Raw genomic sequence first — 14,778 nt, 5'->3', positions numbered from 1 at the left:
CCTTGTGCAGCGTATGGCTGCGTCGGCCGCGCCGCCGGCACTGCTCTTTCTCAGCTCAGCCCTTTGCGGCGTCGCCGCGGCATCGCGAACTCGTGCTGACCGCGACAAGTTCGACAACTTCGCCCCCCTACGACCCGGGCGTGTTTATCCCTCAACTTTCCCTCAACTTCCGCGGGAGCGATCCGCCGAGCCGTGGCCAGAGCAGCCTGACCCCGATCAGCGCCGCGGCGACGTAGTCGGTCGTCCCCAGCTCGGTTCCCCACAGGGGCGTGCCGCGGAACAAGTCGGGTCCGCCGATCTCGCCGGCGACGGACAGCAGCAGGTCCGGCCCGACGAGCAGCAGGAAGGCGATCTCGAACCAGCGCGGCAGGACCAGCGGCGACCGCGCCGGTGCCTCACAAGGTTCGCCGGCGGCAAGCTGCCCGTCGACCTCGGCCGCAATGCGCTGCACCGCGCGCGAATGGGCGAGGTAGATCAGCAGCGGCCCGCCGAACATCGCCGCCAGGATCATCACGCCCGCGAACGGCACCACCTGCCCGATCGTCATCCCGAAGACGAGGATGCCGGGGAACAGCGCGATGCTCAGCCATCGCGTCCGTCGCTTGATGGGCTTGAGCCGGGCGTCATACGACGCGAGCTGCGCGTGCCACTCACGCTGCGAGGCGAGGACATGGCCGGACCCGTCCGCGCACCGATAGGAAACCTGACCGTCCGGCCGCACCGAGGCGCGGCGAGCGAGATCGGAGCGATGCAGCGCATCGGCGAAGCCTGGGCTCAACATGCCACTATTCTGGGACGCAGGGGTCAATACATCCTTACCCGCGGCACCCTTGACGGCTTCGGTTGACGCCCGCGCGGCGCTGCCCCAATCGGCGACCCCATGATCGAAGCCATCATCTCCGCCCTTGTCACCTTCTGCGTCGAGGTGATCCGCTGGGGCGGCTATTGGGGCGTCGTCATCCTGATGGCGATCGAGAGCGCGTGCATCCCGCTACCGTCGGAGATCATCATGCCGCTCGCCGGCTATCTGGTCTCGACCGGCGAGTTCAACATCTACTTGGCGGCGACCGCCGGCGCGTTCGGGTGCAATGTCGGCTCGGTGTTCGCGTACGAGGCGGGTAAGCGCGGCGGCCGGCCGTTCGTGGCGGCTTACGGCAAGTACTTCCTCGTCGGGCTGGACGAGGTCGATGCGGCCGAACGCTTCTTCGCGCGCTGGGGCAGCATCTCGATCCTGATCGGGCGGCTGCTGCCGGTGATCCGCACCTTTATCGCCTTTCCGGCCGGTGTCGCGCGGATGCCGCTGGTGCCGTTCCATCTCTACACCTTTATCGGCTCGTGGCCGTTCTGCTTCGCGCTCGCCTGGGTCGGCCGCGAGCTGGGCGAGAAGTGGAACGACGACCCCCGCCTCAAGGCCGCGTTCCACCAGGCGCATATCGTCATCGGCGTGATCGGCGTCGCGGTGATCGCCTTTTACATCTGGCACCGCGTCAACGGCATCAGGAAGAACCGGGCGATCCTGGCGCAGCCCGACCCCGTCGACCCGCGCCAGCCCTAAAAGCCGAGCCTCTCCGCCAGCGCCTTGAGCTCGGCGTCGCGGTTCGGGACCAGCTTGGCGACGCGGCGGCGATAGGCATCGACCGTCGCCGGATCGGCCTGCGCCGGCGATCCGGAGGCAAAGGGCGGCTGCGGATCGTATTCGAGGCTGAGCTGCACCAACCGTGCATGATCCTCGCCGCGCAGCATCGCGGTCAGGTGCAGCGCGAAGTCGATTCCCGCGGTGACGCCCCCGCCGGTCACCCGGTTGCGGTCCACCACCGTGCGCTCCGATACCGGCTCGGCACCGAACAGCCGCAGCTGCTCGATCTGCCCCCAATGGCAACCCGCGCGATACCCCTTCAACAGTCCGGCCGCGCCCAGGATCAGCGAGCCGGTGCAGACGCTCGTCACCCACTGCGCCCCCTCGCCGACGCGCCGCACCCAGCCGAGCGCGTCCGCATCGGCGATGACGCTGTTGATGCCGAGCCCGCCCGGCACGCACAGGATGTCCGCGGCGGGCACATCGGCGAACGTCGCGGTCGGCAGGATCGAGAAGCCGGCGTCCGTCGGTACCGGGTCGAGCGTCTTCCACACCAGGTCGAGCCGCGCGCCGCCGAGGCGCGACAGCACCTGCGCGGGCCCGGCGAGGTCGAGCTGCGTCAGGTTGGGGAAGAGCAGAAAGGCGATGTTCATGGGCATGCTCCGTCGTCAGAGAATGCCCAGGCGCGCGGCTCGGCCCGAGCGGGCTCGGGGTCGCGCTCCCTCGTGGTGGCCCACCTGGCGCCAGTCACGCGACTAGAGCAGGCTAACCGCCGGGCCGTGCCGGTGCAAGCGCGCCACGCGCGCCAGCCAGGCGAGCGCCGGCAGCGCCACCGCCGCCCAGACGACGAGCCCGGTCGATTCCGGCCAGCCCCACCAGTCGCCTGCGATCGAGGTGACGTCACCCAGCAGCAGGTGCTGCGTCATCACCCAGTGCAAAGGCCAGGGGTCGATCGGCGGGGCGAAGATGTCGCAGGCGGCGATGACGAGGTTGATCCCGATCGACAGCGCCAGCGCCACCGCCGCCGCGATCCGGCTCGCCTTGGTCGTCAGGCCGGCCCATAAAGGCGCCAGCCCTAGGGCGAGCAGCCCGATCGCCGGCGTCGCGTGGCGCGGCCCTGTGGAGTTGCCGCCGTCCCAGTAGAAATAGGCGGCATTGACCAGCAGGACGATCGCCGCCGCAGTTCCGATCGTCCACGCCAGCATCCGGTGCCGCTCGCCCATCTGCGTCAGCCCGAAGGCTCCGAGCGCCAGCACCGGCGCCACCCAGAGCAGCCCGCGCATCGTGCCGAAGGTGATCGCCCACAGCACCGCCGGTGACGGCCAACCAAGGCCGAACAGCCCGCGGTTCATGCCCTCAAACCCGACCACGCCCTGATAGCCGAGCTTGAACATCGTCCCGAACGCGACGAGGTTATAGCCGATCATCGGCAGCATCGCCACGACGCCACCGGCCACAGCGGCGCCGAGCAGCCGCCAACGTTCGGGCCGACTCCACACCTGCCAAGCCCCGAACAGCGCCAGCACAGCGCCCGCAAGCACCGCCTGATACTCGATCACGACCGCCCAGCCGAGCGCCGCGCCCGCCAGCGCCATCACCCCTGGCCCGCTCGCCCGCCACAGCGCCCAGAGTGCCACCATGTACAAGGCCGCGACGGGCGCATGGCCGAAGATCGTCGTCGACCATCCCCACACCGGCGATCCGATCGAGAAGGCCAGACTGGCCGCCAATGCCGCGGCGGCGCTCCCCGTCAGCCCGAGCGCAAGGTCGAACAACAGCACCGCCGCCAATGCCGTCAGCAGCGCCGGCCCGGTCGCCGCCGCCAGCCGCAGCCGCAGCCGCAGGAACCGCGCCATATCAGGCGAGCCCGGCAGCTTCGAGACGGAAGCCGACCGCTCGCCCGTCCACTTATTGGCGATCGCTACCGCCGGCAGCGCCATCAGCGTCATGCCCGGCGCCTTGTCGAGATAGAAATGGCCGCCGAACTGGGCCTTGTCGATCGTCAGGGGGGCGAACTCGTCGATCGTGGCATCGCCATCTTCGACCAGGCTGATCGCCGCGAACAGCCTCGTCGCGTTATTGGGGTTGCCCTCCCACGACCCGAACCAGGCGCAGGAGAACCATATCAGCAGCGCCAGCACCCAGCGCATCCATGTCACCCGGTCAGACAATCCCGCACCCCCCGGGCGGTCCTTAAACGAAAGAACCGGCGACCGGGTAGCCGCTTAAGGCACGTTGCGCGCTTCCTTGGCGCGAGCCTTGTTCTCGGCCCGGTTGGCCCGCGCCGACTGGAGGAAGCAGCCGGACTGACCGCCAGGGCCGACGACCGAGCAGCTGCCGATGCTGTTGACGCCTTCGCCGGATGCCAGCGTGCCCTGCGCCTTGGCGGCCCAGGCGGCGTTCTCCGGCGTCACCTCGAACTCGCGCAGCTCCTTGGGGACGCGGAACTGCTCGGCGGCGCTGCGGCGGACGCAGACCACCACCTCGTTGCCATCCGTGTCGGTCGGGCAGCGCTCGTTACCGTATAGGGTGAGGACGCCGTTGATCGGCGCGCGCTTGGGCACGGCGCCGGAACCCTCCTCAACCGCCGCGGGGCGCGAGACTCCCGGCCCGGCGACCTGTGCGTAACCAGGCGCGGCCAGTACCAGCGCCGCCATCAACACCATCCGCATCGTCATCGTCCCTTCAGATCCTCTTCGACGCCGCTATCGCCACTTTGCACCCAAAACGGATGAATGCCGACAGAACGGGGTAAGCGAACGCACTTTCCGCCCCGGCGGAGATAGCGTGCTCCTTGTGCTCCAGCTCTTCCGCCTGGAACTCGCGGATCGCGTCGCCCAGTTCGGGATCGGACGTACCGAGCGCGTCGAGCTGCTCCTGATAGTGCTTGTCGATCTCGGTCTCGACTGCGGCGGTGCACGCCATCGCCGCCTCCGGCCCGATCGCCGCCGTCGCCGCGCCGAGCGCGAAGCCGGCGACGTTCCAGAACGGCTGTAGCAAGGTGGGCCGCACGCCGCGCTCGGCGATCAGCCGATCGAAGAAGGCGCGGTGCCGCTCCTCCTGATGCGCCATATGACTGATCGCGCGCGCGGCAGGATGGCGGTCGCCGAGCACCGCCAGCTGGCCGGCATAGATGCGCGTCGCGCCATATTCGCCCGCCTGATCGACGCGGATCATGGCGGCGGTACTCTCGCGGCGGTCACCCGGTTGGACGTTCATCGCGCTCTCCTCACCAGCCCCAAGATGGCGAGCGCGCCGCCGATCGAAAAGAGGGCATTGAAGCCGGCCAGCGAGATGCCGAACAGCGACCATTGCGGCGCGTCGCAGCGCACCACCGGCGCCTTAAGCAACGCGTCCAGCCGCTCCGCCGCCGTCGCACCGGTGATCGGCACCGGGGCGGTACAGGCGGTAAAGCCTTGCCACCAGTGATATTCGACACCGGCATGCATCACGCCGATCACCCCGGACGCCGCGATCAGCAGCGCCGCCAGCACCACCAGCACCAGCCGATTTCTTTCGGGGGCGACGAAGGCGAATGCCGCCACCACAACAGCAGCATAGTGCGGCCACCGCTGCCAATGACACATCTCGCACGGGACCAATCCGGCGATCAGCTGCGAGCCCCAGGCCCCGGCAAGCAGGGCGGCCGGCAGCAGCAGCGCGAGCCAGTTGGCGCGGGCGACAGCGCTCACTTCTTTGGCACGACCCGAGTCGCGGCGGCAACCTGCGCCGGGCCACCCAGCCGCGCCACGGTCTTCAGCGCATAATGGAGCTGGAAGTCCTCGATACCCTGCTTCTTCAGGCTGTCGGCCGTCGCGGCGAAGCGCGGATCCTCCTTGCTGTCCTCCTCCAGAACCGCATTGTCGGCCTTGATCTCGTTGATAAGATGACGGCGCAGATCGGCCTCGCGAAACACGGGACGGCTCTTGTAATCGGGATCGGAGATCTGCGGCACAGCGATATCGGGTTCGATCCCGCCCTCCTGCACCGAGCGGCCAGCGGGCGTGTAGTAGCGCGCGGTGGTGAGCCGCAGCTGGGTGCGCTCGCCCATCGGAATCAGCGTCTGCACCGATCCCTTGCCGAACGAGCGCGTCCCCATGACGATGCCGCGGTGATGATCCTGCAGCGCGCCCGCGACGATTTCGCTAGCGGATGCGGTGCCGGCGTTGGTCAGCACCACGATCGGCAGGCCATGCGCGTCGTCGCCGGCGCGGGCGTAGTAGCGTTCGATGTCGCCCTTCTCACGGCCGCGCTGCGACACGATCTCGCCCGATGACAGGAAGGCGTCGGACACCTCGATCGCCTGGCTCAGCAACCCGCCGCCATTGTCGCGCAGGTCGACGACATAGCCGAGCGGGCGGCGGCCGAGCGACTTCTCGATCGCCATGATCGCCGCGCGCGTGTCGGCGCCGGTCTGTTCGGAGAAGGTGTTGATGTTGATGTAGCCAACTTGGCCGCGGACCTCCCATTTGACGGGGCGCTGGATGATGACCTCGCGGTTCATCGCCACGTCGACCGGCTTGTCGCGGCCAGGGCGCACCAGCGTCAGTGCCACGCGGGTACCCGGCTTGCCACGCATCTGCCCGATCGCCTCGTCCAGCGTCTGGCCGAAGATCAGCTTGCCGTCGATATGGGTGATGTAGTCGCCCGCCTTGACCCCGGCGCGGAACGCCGGCGTGTCCTCCTGCGGCGCGATCACCTTCACCGCATTGTCCTCCATCGAGACGGTCAGGCCGAGCCCGCCGTAATTGCCCTCGGTCAGGATGCGCAGATTGTCGTAATCGATCGCGTCGACATAGCCGGAATGCGGGTCGAGGCTGGACAGCATCCCCTCGATCGCGCCCTTGATCAGCGTCTTGTCGTCGACCTTGTCGACGTAATTGGCCTTCACCCGATTGAAGACCTCCATGAACTGGTCGAACTCGCGGTACGAACTCGTATCCGCGGCCGCCATCGCGGACGTAGCGAGAGGGACGATGCACAAGGCGCCGGCAAGGGCGGTGGCGGTCAGGAGAGGACGAGACATCGGGCGGGGTCCTGGGATAGCGGCTCGGGCGATATGTAGCGGCTATGCGGCCGCGATCAAAGCGGTGCGCGGCTGAACGGTGGCTGACGCTCAGCCGATCAGCCCGGCGATGTCGATCGGGCGTCCTCGCCGGCGAAGCTCGACCGTTACCTGCGGTTCCTCTCCCAACGCCGCGTGGCCCAGCGTATCGCCGGTGACGACGGGCTGCCCCGACCTGACGGCGGCACCAGACAGTCCGGTGACCAGCGTGGTCCAGCCGTCGGCATGGTCTATGACGATGATCGTGCCATAGCCGCGAAATGGCTGGGCGTACCGCACGACCCCGGTCGCCGGGCTCGTCACGGGAGTGTCCGGTGCGACCTGGAAAGTCAGACCGCGTGACCGTACGCCGGCGTCCGACACCTCGCCGAAGCCGGTCACCAGCCTGCCCGTGACGGGCAGACGATAGGCTTCGGGCGGCTGGGTCGGCCAGACACCCGGCGCGAGTGGGCGCGGCAATGGCCCGGGCAGGCCCTCCAGTTCGGCGACGGTTACCTTCGCCTGCCCTTCGACAGCCAGCCGATCGACGAGATCGCGGGCGCGCTCGCCCAGCGCCAGCGCGCGGTCGGCTTCGGACAGTGCACGCTGCGTAAAGGCCGTCGCCTGCGCCCGGTGGCGAGCTTCGAGTTGCGCGAGCGCCACCCGATCGCGCTCGAGCTGCGCACGACTGTCGCGCAGCGCCTGGGCGGCGAGTTCCGCCTGGGCCTGGAGCCGGCGGACCTCGTTCAGCTCGATCCTGACGCTTGCCGACCGTTCGCGCACCACGGGCAAGGCGGCCCCGAGCACGGCCCGGACATGGACCAGATCGTCGACCGACCCCGGCTGCGCGACCGCGGCGATCGTCGGACGGCGCGCGAGCCCCGTCAACGCCGCCAGCAGTCTGGCCGCGGGAGCCTGGGATTGGGCGAGCCGAGCCTGTGCTTGCGCCTGAGCCTGGGCCACCAGCTCGACCCGAGCCTCCGCCCCGCGCACCCGCGCCTCGGCGCCTGCTACCGTAGTCGCCAGTGCCGCTTCGCGCACCTGCGCCTGCCGCGCTGCGTCCTGCTCGCGCGCGGCGGCGGCCTCGAGTTCGGCGGCGCGCGTGGCGGCGACGGCCGCGTCGCGCTTGGCGTCGGCGAGCCGGCGCTGAACGTCGGGCAGGGGTGTCGCACCGATCAGCGCGCCTATCGCGACGAGAAGGAGCAGGCGCCGCATCACCCCTCGCGATGATAGGGGTGGCCGGCGAGGATGCTGGTGGCGCGGAACAGCTGCTCGGCGAGCATCGCGCGCGCCAGGAGGTGCGGCCAGGTGGCGCGGCCCAGCGACAGCAACAGGTCGGCCTCGGCGCGCTCGACTTCGGAGAAGCCGTCCGCCGCGCCCAATTCGAACCGCGCCTCGCGCACCCCGTCGTCACGCCAACGCCCCAGCCGCTCCGCGAAGGCCCGCGACGGCAGCGCATCACCCGTCTCGTCAAGCATCACGCGCCGAGCATGGCCCCCGAGCGGCGGCACCCGTCCACCCCGATCCGGCAGTTCGGTCACCCTGGTCGGCCAGGCGATACGCCCGAGGTAACGGTCCACCAGCTCCGCCTCCGGCGATCGCCCGATCCGTCCTCTAGCTACGATGTGCAGAAGGATCAGGCCTGTCCCGCCGACGGCACCACCGTCGCGTCGGGCGCGTCGCCGAATGCCCACATCCGCTCCAGATTGTAGAACGAGCGCACCTCGGGACGGAACAGATGGACGATCACGTCGCCGGCGTCGATCAGCACCCAATCCGCCGCCGGGAGCCCCTCGATGCGGGGAATACGGCCGCACTCCGCCTTGATCTTCTCCGACAGCTTCTGCGCCATCGATGCCACCTGGCGCGTCGAGCGACCCGACGCGATCACCATGTGATCGGCGATCGATGTCTTGCCGGCGAGCGGGATGGAGACGGTCTCCACCGCCTGATCGTCGTCCAGGCTTTGCAGCACCAGCCGGTGCAGCGCCTCGGCTTCGGCAGGGTCGGACGGACGGACGGCGGGGGAAGCGGGCAAATACTACTCCTGTGGCTGGTCAGCGGGGTGAAAGCGGCGAGCCCAGTCGGGATCGGCCGCGCGCAAGGCGGTCGCGGAGGTCGGGTCGGGGCGGAAGCGCAGCAGCACCAGGGCCGGCAAACTCCACATCGTCCAGCGCGTCGCCTGGTCCGGACGCCGCTGATAGCGCCTGAGCCAACCCATCGCCGGGCCTGCGAGGGCATCCCCATTATAGGGCGGCCGGGCGATCACCGCAATCGGCACAATCCGCGCGATTCGACGCCAGCCGCGCCAACGGTGGAACTGGGCAAGGTTGTCGGCGCCCATCAACCAGACGAAATGCTTGGCGGGGTAGCGGCGCCGGAGCGCACGCAGCGTGTCGACGGTGTAGCGCGTGCCCAGCTGCGCCTCGATTGCCGTCGCCCGGATCGGCGCGCGGCGTGCCATGTGCCTGGCCGACGCAAGCCGCACCGCGAGCGGCGCCATGCCCGCCTCCGGCTTCAGCGGATTGCCCGGCGACACCAGCCACCAGACCTCGTCAAGCCCGAGCTTGCGGATCGCGGCGAGCGTGATCCGCCGATGCCCGCGATGCGCCGGGTTGAACGAGCCGCCGAGCAGGCCGATGCGGCGGGTCAAGACCCGATCAGCCAGTCCTCGCGCTCATGATGGACGCGAAGCACTTCGACCAAGTCGTCCACCAGACGGTAACGGATGAGGTACGGCGTTTGCAGCACCCGCAGGACTCGCGTGCCGTCCTTCAGCGGCCTTGCTCCTCGCGGGAAATCCTCCAGGAATTTCGCCCGAAACCGGATGTGCGCGAGCGTCTGAAGAGCAAATCTGGGCGTGGTCTCTTGCGTGAGCCACTCGTTGATCTTGCGCAGATCAGCGGAAGCCGGCTTGGTCCAACTTACGCGACCTTTTGGCATTGCGCCCTGTGCTCCGCGATCATCGCGTCCAGCTCGGCCATCACCTCTTCATGCGGTATCAACTCACCCCGGTCGGCGGCGTCGATGCCTTCCTGGATAAACGCGCGGAAATCCTGATCGCTCTCGACCACACGCCGGAGCGCCTCAGCCGCATACTCCTCGCTGCTCAAGCCCCGTTCCGCGGCGAGAGTTTCAAGCGCAACACGAAGGGACGCGTCGATCGGAGTTGCGAGCGCTGTGTCTGTCATCCCAGGAAGCTATGCTCGCTCGTCGGGTTCATCAACCCCGCACCTGCCCGCTCCCCCGCCCCACCCACTTGTACGTCGTCAGCCCCTCCAGCGCGACGGGGCCGCGCGCGTGGAGCCGGCCGGTGGCGATGCCGATCTCCGCGCCAAGACCGAACTCGCCGCCGTCGGCGAACTGGGTGGAGGCGTTCCAGAGGACGATCGCGGAATCGACTTCGGCCAGGAAGAGCTCCGCCACGCCGACGTCCTCCGTGACGATCGCATCGGTATGGTGCGAGCCGTAGCGGGCGATGTGGGCGATCGCGCCCTCGACCCCGTCGACCAGATCGGCGGCGGCGACCGCGTCGAGATATTCGCGGCCCCAGTCGCTCCCCCGCGCCTGGGACAGTTCCGGCGCGAGTTCCCGCAACGCTGCGCCCGCGCGGACTTCGCAGCCCGCGTCGGCGAGGCCACGAACCAAGCTGGCGGGATCCGGATAGGCCCGGTCGATCAGCAGGCATTCCATCGCCCCGCACACGCCGGTGCGGCGCAGCTTGGCGTCGCGCACGATCCGCGCGGCCATGGCGGGATTCGCGGACGCATCGACATAGACGTGGTTGACCCCGTCGAGATGCGCCAACACCGGTACCCGCGCCTCTGCCTGCACCCGCGCGACCAACCCCTTGCCACCGCGGGGGATGATGAGGTCGAGCGTGTCGGCCGCGGCGAGCATCGCGCCGACCGCCGCACGGTCCTGGGTCGGGACGAGTTGCACCGCGTCCGCAGGCAGACCTGCCGCCACCAGCCCGGTGACGAACGCGGCGTGGAGCGCGTGGTTGCTGTGCACCGCCTCGCTGCCGCCGCGCAGGATCGCGACGTTGCCGGCCATCACGCACAGCGCGGCGGCGTCGGCGGTGACGTTGGGGCGGCTCTCATAGATAATGCCGATCACCCCGATCGGTACCCGGATGCGGGCAAGCTTCAGCCCGTTCGGGCGTTCCGTCGCGTCGATCGTCCGGCCGACCGGATCGGGCAGCCCCGCCACCGCCTCCAGCGCGGCGGCGACGCTCTCCAGTCGTACCGGATCGAGCAGCAGCCGGTCGCGCATCGCCGGCGAAAGATGCGCGGCCGCGGCCATGTCCTGGGCGTTGGCGGCGAGGATGGCCGGCGCGGCGGCCCGCATCGCCGTCGCCGCCCGCGTCAGGGCATCCGCCTTTTGCGCGGTCGGCGCTCTCGCCAGCATGCGCGCGGCGCCGCGCGCGCGTTGGCCGAGCGCGGCGACTACCGTGTCCACGGTGGCGAAGTTGTCGAAGTTGTCGAGGTTCGCATCGTTCGACACGGCCGTGATCCTGAAGCTGCGGCGACGCTGACCAGCCTCATGGCAGCTTCCGAGCTTGTAGGACAGAGGCGCTCGACCACTCCGTCGGAATAGGGCTAAGCCATTGCGACGAACGGCGGGGACGATGGGGATGGACGAGGCGATCGACGCCGCTGCGACGATCGGGACGGGAGCGCTGCTGGCGCGCGAGGCGGAGCGTACTCATGCGCCTGGCCACGACCGTTCGGACCGGTGCGCGAATTGCGGCACCGCGCTGAACGGTCCCTATTGTTCGACCTGCGGCCAGCATGGCCATGTCCACCGGACGGTGGGCGCGCTGTTCCACGACCTGTTGCACGGGGTGCTCCATTTCGACGGCAAGTTCTGGGCGACGCTGCCGCTGCTCGCCTGGCGACCAGGCGAGCTGACGCGGCGTTACATCCACGGGGAGCGGGCGAAGTTCGTCTCGCCGGTCGCGCTGTTCCTGTTCTCCGTCTTTCTGCTGTTCGCCGTCATGTCAAACCTGCCGGGCAAGGGCTTCGGCCAAGGCATGATCGACGGCCTGACCGATAGCGGGAGCGGGAAGGTCAGGGGCGCGCGCGCGAGGCTGCTGGAGCAATCGCAAAACGCCACCGCCGCCGTTGTCGCGGCGGAACGCAGCCTCGCGGCGGAGCGAATGACGCAGCCTCCGCGCCCCGCGCAGGTCGCACAGTCGCAGGCGCGGCTGGAGACCGCGCGCGCGGAACAACGCGAGGTGCAACTGGCGCTCGGATTGATGCCCGGCAAGGATACCGCCGAGACCGCAGCGGCGACAAAGACGAAACAGAACTGGCTTTTCCGGCGATATCAGGCCGCCAAACAGGATCCCAAGCTCTTGCTCTACAAGATCAAGACCTCGGCCTATAAATGGAGCTGGGCGCTGATCCCGCTGTCGCTGCCCTTCATCTGGCTGCTGTTTCCCATGCGGCGCAGCGTCGGCATGTACGACCACGCGATCTTCGCGACCTACTCGCTCAGCTTCATGTCGTTGCTGATGGTCGTCCTCGGCCTGCTCAATTGGATCGGTGTGCCGGCCGCGCCGCTCATCCTAGTCGCGCTCATAGTGCCGATCGTCCATATCTATCGCCAATTGCGGGGCGCCTATCAGCTGTCCCGGCTTGGCGCGATCTGGCGGGCCTGGCTGATGCTGTGGTTCATCAGCCTCATCGTGCCGCTATTCGCGATGCTGCTACTCTATCTGGGCGTCGCCGATTAGCGGCAGGGGAAGCGTTTCGCGATCACCTTGGCATAGCCGTGCTTGAGCGGCAGCTTGCGGTCGGCGGGCGGCAGCGCGGCGAGGCCGTCGAGCATCTCCAGGATGCCGATCGACTGGCCTTCGGGTGGACAGGCGATCGGCGGCTTGCCTGCCGCCTTGCGCGCGTCGCGATCCGCCTTCAGCGCACGCGTCGCCGCCTGCGCTTCGTTCTTGAGCACGGGCAGATCGGGCGAAGCGAGGGCCGCCAGCGGGTTGGCGCGGAGCGCACCGGCCCTGGCGACGAAGGTGCCGACGGTCATCTCCGCCGATGCGGGCGCTGCCATCGCCAACACCGCCATACCCATAAACGCGAACCGCCGACCCATCACAAGCTCCTTGGAATACAGGAGCTTATAACAGGCCGGCGGCTGAACCGATCCTGAAAGGGATCAGGCGCCCAGCGGCGAAGGCGTCCCGAACGGACCGGCCGGACGCCGCGTCTTGGGGATCGACGTCCCCGCCTTGGCGACCGCAGGCGCCTTGGGGCCCTGCTCGTCGAGGCGGATGCTCTCGCCCGCGACGATGCGCTTGATCTCGTCGCCGGTGATCGTCTCGAACTCCAGCAGCGCGCCGGCAATGGCGTGGAGCTGGTCGAGATGTTCGCCAATGACGACACGCGCCCGCTTCAGCCCGTCCTCGACCAGCCGCTTTATCTCCTTGTCGATCAGCAGCGCCGTCTCGTTCGACATGTTGTGCCGCTGCGTCTGCGAGTAGCCGAGGAAGGTCTCGCCCTGCTTCTCCTCGAGCTCCAGCGGGCCGATCGCGTCGGACATGCCCCATTGCGTCACCATCGCACGCGCCAGCTTGGTCGCCTGTTTGATGTCTCCGCTCGCACCCGACGAAACCTTGTCGTAGCCGAAGATCACCTCTTCGGCGACGCGCCCGCCCATCACGGTCGACAGGTCCGCGAACATCTTGTCGCGATGGTAGGAGTAGTTGTCGCGCTCCGGCATCGACACCACCATGCCCAGCGCGCCGCCGCGCGGGATGATCGTCGCCTTGTGGATCGGATCGGACGCGGGCTCGTGCGCACGGACCAGCGCATGGCCGGCCTCGTGATACGCGGTCATCCGCTTCTCGTCGTCGGTCATCACCAGCGACTTCCACTCGGTGCCCATGATGACGCGGTCCTTGGCGAGCTCGAACTGCTCCATCGAGACCAGCCGCTTGCCGCGCCGCGCCGCCATCAGCGCCGCCTCATTGACCAGATTGGCGAGGTCCGCGCCGGCCATGCCCGGGCAGCCGCGCGCGATCACGCGCGCGTCGACGTCGGGTGCCAGTGGTACCTTTTTCATGTGGACTTCGAGAATCTTCACGCGGCCCTCGATGTCGGGCAGCGGCACCGTCACGCGGCGGTCGAACCGGCCCGGCCGCAGCAGCGCCGGATCGAGCACGTCGGGCCGGTTGGTCGCGGCGACAATGATGATGCCCTCATTCGCATCGAAGCCGTCCATCTCGACCAGCAGCTGGTTCAACGTCTGCTCACGCTCGTCATTGCCGTTGCCGAGGCCCGCGCCGCGGTGGCGACCGACCGCGTCGATCTCGTCGATGAAGACGATGCACGGCGCGGACTTCTTGGCCTGTTCGAACATGTCGCGGACGCGGGATGCGCCGACGCCGACGAACATCTCGACGAAATCGGAGCCCGAGATGGTGAAGAACGGCACACCCGCCTCACCCGCGATCGCGCGCGCGAGCAGCGTCTTGCCGGTGCCGGGCGAGCCGACCAGCAGCGCGCCCTTGGGGATCTTGCCACCGAGCCGGGCGAAACGGGTCGGGTCCTTCAGGAACTCGACGATCTCCTCCAGCTCCTCGCGCGCTTCGTCGATGCCTGCGACGTCGGAAAAGGTGACCTTGCCTTCCTTCTGCGTCAGCATCCTGGCGCGGCTCTTGCCGAAGCCCATCGCGCCGCCACCCGAATTCTTCTGCATCTGCTTCAGCACGAAGAACGCGATGCCGAGGAACAGCAGGAACGGCAGAGACTGGTACAGCAGCACCATCCACATCGAGGTGCCCTCTTCGGGCTTCGCCGCGATCAGCACGTTCTTCTCGCGCAGCTTGGTGACGAGCGTGGGATCCTGGATCGGATAGGCGCGGAACTTCTCGCCCGAGGACAGCGTCCCCGAGATGATGTCGCGCGAGATGTTGACGTCCTTGACCGTGCCCTCGTCGACCTTGTCGAGGAAGGTCGAGTACGCGATCGTGTTGCCCGATCCGGCTGCGGGGCGCCCGTCGAACATCGTCACGAACAGCGCCAGCGCGAGCAGGATGCCGACCCAAATCAGCAGGCTCTTCATCCAGGGGTTGGGACCATTGCCGCCCTCATCCTGACCGGGCCGCTTGTCGTTATCGCTCATGCACAAGACCTTTCACGCCCAA

18 protein-coding genes and 1 riboswitch are annotated in these 14,778 nt (G+C 68.5%); of the genes, 2 read left to right on the top strand and 16 right to left on the bottom strand.

The window, feature by feature from the left end; genetic code table 11:
* Positions 1–151: 151 nt before the first annotated feature.
* Complete coding sequence (locus tag VFQ64_RS05065; protein ID WP_325102211.1) at positions 152–781, bottom strand: hypothetical protein; 630 nt, start codon at positions 779–781, stop codon at positions 152–154.
* A 99-nt stretch (positions 782–880) separates the two neighbouring features.
* Here VFQ64_RS05065 and VFQ64_RS05060 point away from each other — a divergent pair, with 99 nt between their 5' ends.
* The gene (locus VFQ64_RS05060) at positions 881–1,555 is read left to right on the top strand and encodes a DedA family protein (RefSeq protein WP_325102210.1); all 675 of its coding nucleotides are present in this window, start codon (positions 881–883) and stop codon (positions 1,553–1,555) included.
* Here the strand turns inward: VFQ64_RS05060 and VFQ64_RS05055 are convergent.
* From VFQ64_RS05055 to VFQ64_RS04995, 13 genes are all read right to left on the bottom strand, one after another.
* On the bottom strand, positions 1,552–2,229 hold the full coding sequence (locus tag VFQ64_RS05055; RefSeq protein ID WP_325102209.1) for a DJ-1/PfpI family protein: 678 nt from the start codon (positions 2,227–2,229) through the stop codon (positions 1,552–1,554). The two genes, VFQ64_RS05060 and VFQ64_RS05055, sit on opposite strands and share 4 nt — an antisense overlap.
* A 17-nt stretch (positions 2,230–2,246) precedes the next feature.
* Positions 2,247–2,337: riboswitch (ZMP/ZTP riboswitch) on the bottom strand.
* Positions 2,332–3,726: a hypothetical protein gene (locus tag VFQ64_RS05050; RefSeq protein WP_325102208.1), complete on the bottom strand. Its 1,395-nt coding sequence runs from the start codon at positions 3,724–3,726 to the stop codon at positions 2,332–2,334. (Overlaps the previous riboswitch by 6 nt.)
* Positions 3,727–3,801: 75 nt before the next feature.
* Complete coding sequence (locus VFQ64_RS05045; protein ID WP_325102207.1) at positions 3,802–4,254, bottom strand: hypothetical protein; 453 nt, start codon at positions 4,252–4,254, stop codon at positions 3,802–3,804.
* A gap of 7 nt (positions 4,255–4,261) precedes the next feature.
* Entirely contained in the window at positions 4,262–4,795 is a 534-nt protein-coding gene (locus VFQ64_RS05040) for a demethoxyubiquinone hydroxylase family protein (protein WP_325102206.1), read from the bottom strand.
* Positions 4,792–5,268, bottom strand: a complete 477-nt coding sequence (locus tag VFQ64_RS05035) for a disulfide bond formation protein B (protein ID WP_325102205.1) — start codon at positions 5,266–5,268, stop codon at positions 4,792–4,794. Before VFQ64_RS05035 ends, VFQ64_RS05040 begins: the two co-directional genes overlap by 4 nt.
* Positions 5,265–6,602 (bottom strand): S41 family peptidase, encoded by a 1,338-nt coding sequence (locus VFQ64_RS05030; RefSeq protein WP_325102204.1) that lies wholly within the window; start codon positions 6,600–6,602, stop codon positions 5,265–5,267. Before VFQ64_RS05030 ends, VFQ64_RS05035 begins: the two co-directional genes overlap by 4 nt.
* Positions 6,603–6,692: 90 nt before the next feature.
* The gene (locus VFQ64_RS05025) at positions 6,693–7,835 is read right to left on the bottom strand and encodes a murein hydrolase activator EnvC family protein (protein ID WP_325102203.1); all 1,143 of its coding nucleotides are present in this window, start codon (positions 7,833–7,835) and stop codon (positions 6,693–6,695) included.
* Complete coding sequence (locus VFQ64_RS05020; protein WP_325102305.1) at positions 7,835–8,257, bottom strand: 23S rRNA (pseudouridine(1915)-N(3))-methyltransferase RlmH; 423 nt, start codon at positions 8,255–8,257, stop codon at positions 7,835–7,837. Before VFQ64_RS05020 ends, VFQ64_RS05025 begins: the two co-directional genes overlap by 1 nt.
* Positions 8,257–8,658 (bottom strand): ribosome silencing factor, encoded by a 402-nt coding sequence (rsfS, locus tag VFQ64_RS05015; RefSeq protein ID WP_325102202.1) that lies wholly within the window; start codon positions 8,656–8,658, stop codon positions 8,257–8,259. The genes VFQ64_RS05020 and rsfS overlap by 1 nt, the downstream gene beginning before the upstream one ends.
* A gap of 3 nt (positions 8,659–8,661) precedes the next feature.
* Positions 8,662–9,273, bottom strand: a complete 612-nt coding sequence (locus tag VFQ64_RS05010) for a nicotinate-nucleotide adenylyltransferase (RefSeq protein ID WP_325102201.1) — start codon at positions 9,271–9,273, stop codon at positions 8,662–8,664.
* Positions 9,270–9,563, bottom strand: coding sequence for a type II toxin-antitoxin system RelE/ParE family toxin (locus VFQ64_RS05005; protein ID WP_325102200.1), 294 nt, complete (start codon positions 9,561–9,563; stop codon positions 9,270–9,272). The genes VFQ64_RS05010 and VFQ64_RS05005 overlap by 4 nt, the downstream gene beginning before the upstream one ends.
* Positions 9,545–9,811 carry a CopG family transcriptional regulator gene (locus VFQ64_RS05000; RefSeq protein WP_325102199.1) on the bottom strand — a complete coding sequence of 89 codons (267 nt, stop codon included), beginning with the start codon at positions 9,809–9,811 and terminating at the stop codon, positions 9,545–9,547. Before VFQ64_RS05000 ends, VFQ64_RS05005 begins: the two co-directional genes overlap by 19 nt.
* Before the next feature lie 31 nt (positions 9,812–9,842).
* Positions 9,843–11,081 (bottom strand): glutamate-5-semialdehyde dehydrogenase, encoded by a 1,239-nt coding sequence (locus VFQ64_RS04995; protein ID WP_414712867.1) that lies wholly within the window; start codon positions 11,079–11,081, stop codon positions 9,843–9,845.
* Between the two features lie 175 nt (positions 11,082–11,256).
* On the opposite strand from VFQ64_RS04995, the gene VFQ64_RS04990 reads away from it, so the two are divergent.
* Positions 11,257–12,360: a DUF3667 domain-containing protein gene (locus VFQ64_RS04990; protein WP_325102196.1), complete on the top strand. Its 1,104-nt coding sequence runs from the start codon at positions 11,257–11,259 to the stop codon at positions 12,358–12,360.
* Here the strand turns inward: VFQ64_RS04990 and VFQ64_RS04985 are convergent.
* Both VFQ64_RS04985 and ftsH read right to left on the bottom strand, forming a co-directional pair.
* A complete protein-coding gene (locus VFQ64_RS04985; RefSeq protein ID WP_325102195.1) occupies positions 12,357–12,725 on the bottom strand; it encodes a hypothetical protein in 369 nt (122 codons plus the stop codon). The two genes, VFQ64_RS04990 and VFQ64_RS04985, sit on opposite strands and share 4 nt — an antisense overlap.
* Positions 12,726–12,788: 63 nt before the next feature.
* Complete coding sequence (ftsH, locus tag VFQ64_RS04980; protein ID WP_325102194.1) at positions 12,789–14,756, bottom strand: ATP-dependent zinc metalloprotease FtsH; 1,968 nt, start codon at positions 14,754–14,756, stop codon at positions 12,789–12,791.
* Between the last annotated feature and the right edge of the window lie 22 nt (positions 14,757–14,778).

This window comes from Sphingomonas sp. (assembly GCF_035714405.1).
Classification (GTDB): Bacteria; Pseudomonadota; Alphaproteobacteria; order Sphingomonadales; family Sphingomonadaceae; genus Sphingomonas.
This window is presented reverse-complemented; position numbering and strand designations above follow the sequence as displayed.

Bases quoted from the DNA above. Each gene is read 5' to 3' on its own strand.
- VFQ64_RS05065 (WP_325102211.1), bottom strand. From the start codon at position 781: ATGTTGAGCCCAGGCTTCGCCGATGCGCTGCATCGCTCCGATCTCGCT.
- VFQ64_RS05060 (WP_325102210.1), top strand. From the start codon at position 881: ATGATCGAAGCCATCATCTCCGCCCTTGTCACCTTCTGCGTCGAGGTG.
- VFQ64_RS05055 (WP_325102209.1), bottom strand. From the start codon at position 2,229: ATGAACATCGCCTTTCTGCTCTTCCCCAACCTGACGCAGCTCGACCTC.
- VFQ64_RS05050 (WP_325102208.1), bottom strand. From the start codon at position 3,726: ATGCGCTGGGTGCTGGCGCTGCTGATATGGTTCTCCTGCGCCTGGTTC.
- VFQ64_RS05045 (WP_325102207.1), bottom strand. From the start codon at position 4,254: ATGACGATGCGGATGGTGTTGATGGCGGCGCTGGTACTGGCCGCGCCT.
- VFQ64_RS05040 (WP_325102206.1), bottom strand. From the start codon at position 4,795: ATGAACGTCCAACCGGGTGACCGCCGCGAGAGTACCGCCGCCATGATC.
- VFQ64_RS05030 (WP_325102204.1), bottom strand. From the start codon at position 6,602: ATGTCTCGTCCTCTCCTGACCGCCACCGCCCTTGCCGGCGCCTTGTGC.
- VFQ64_RS05025 (WP_325102203.1), bottom strand. From the start codon at position 7,835: ATGCGGCGCCTGCTCCTTCTCGTCGCGATAGGCGCGCTGATCGGTGCG.
- VFQ64_RS05005 (WP_325102200.1), bottom strand. From the start codon at position 9,563: ATGCCAAAAGGTCGCGTAAGTTGGACCAAGCCGGCTTCCGCTGATCTG.
- VFQ64_RS05000 (WP_325102199.1), bottom strand. From the start codon at position 9,811: ATGACAGACACAGCGCTCGCAACTCCGATCGACGCGTCCCTTCGTGTT.
- VFQ64_RS04990 (WP_325102196.1), top strand. From the start codon at position 11,257: ATGGACGAGGCGATCGACGCCGCTGCGACGATCGGGACGGGAGCGCTG.
- VFQ64_RS04985 (WP_325102195.1), bottom strand. From the start codon at position 12,725: ATGGGTCGGCGGTTCGCGTTTATGGGTATGGCGGTGTTGGCGATGGCA.
- ftsH (WP_325102194.1), bottom strand. From the start codon at position 14,756: ATGAGCGATAACGACAAGCGGCCCGGTCAGGATGAGGGCGGCAATGGT.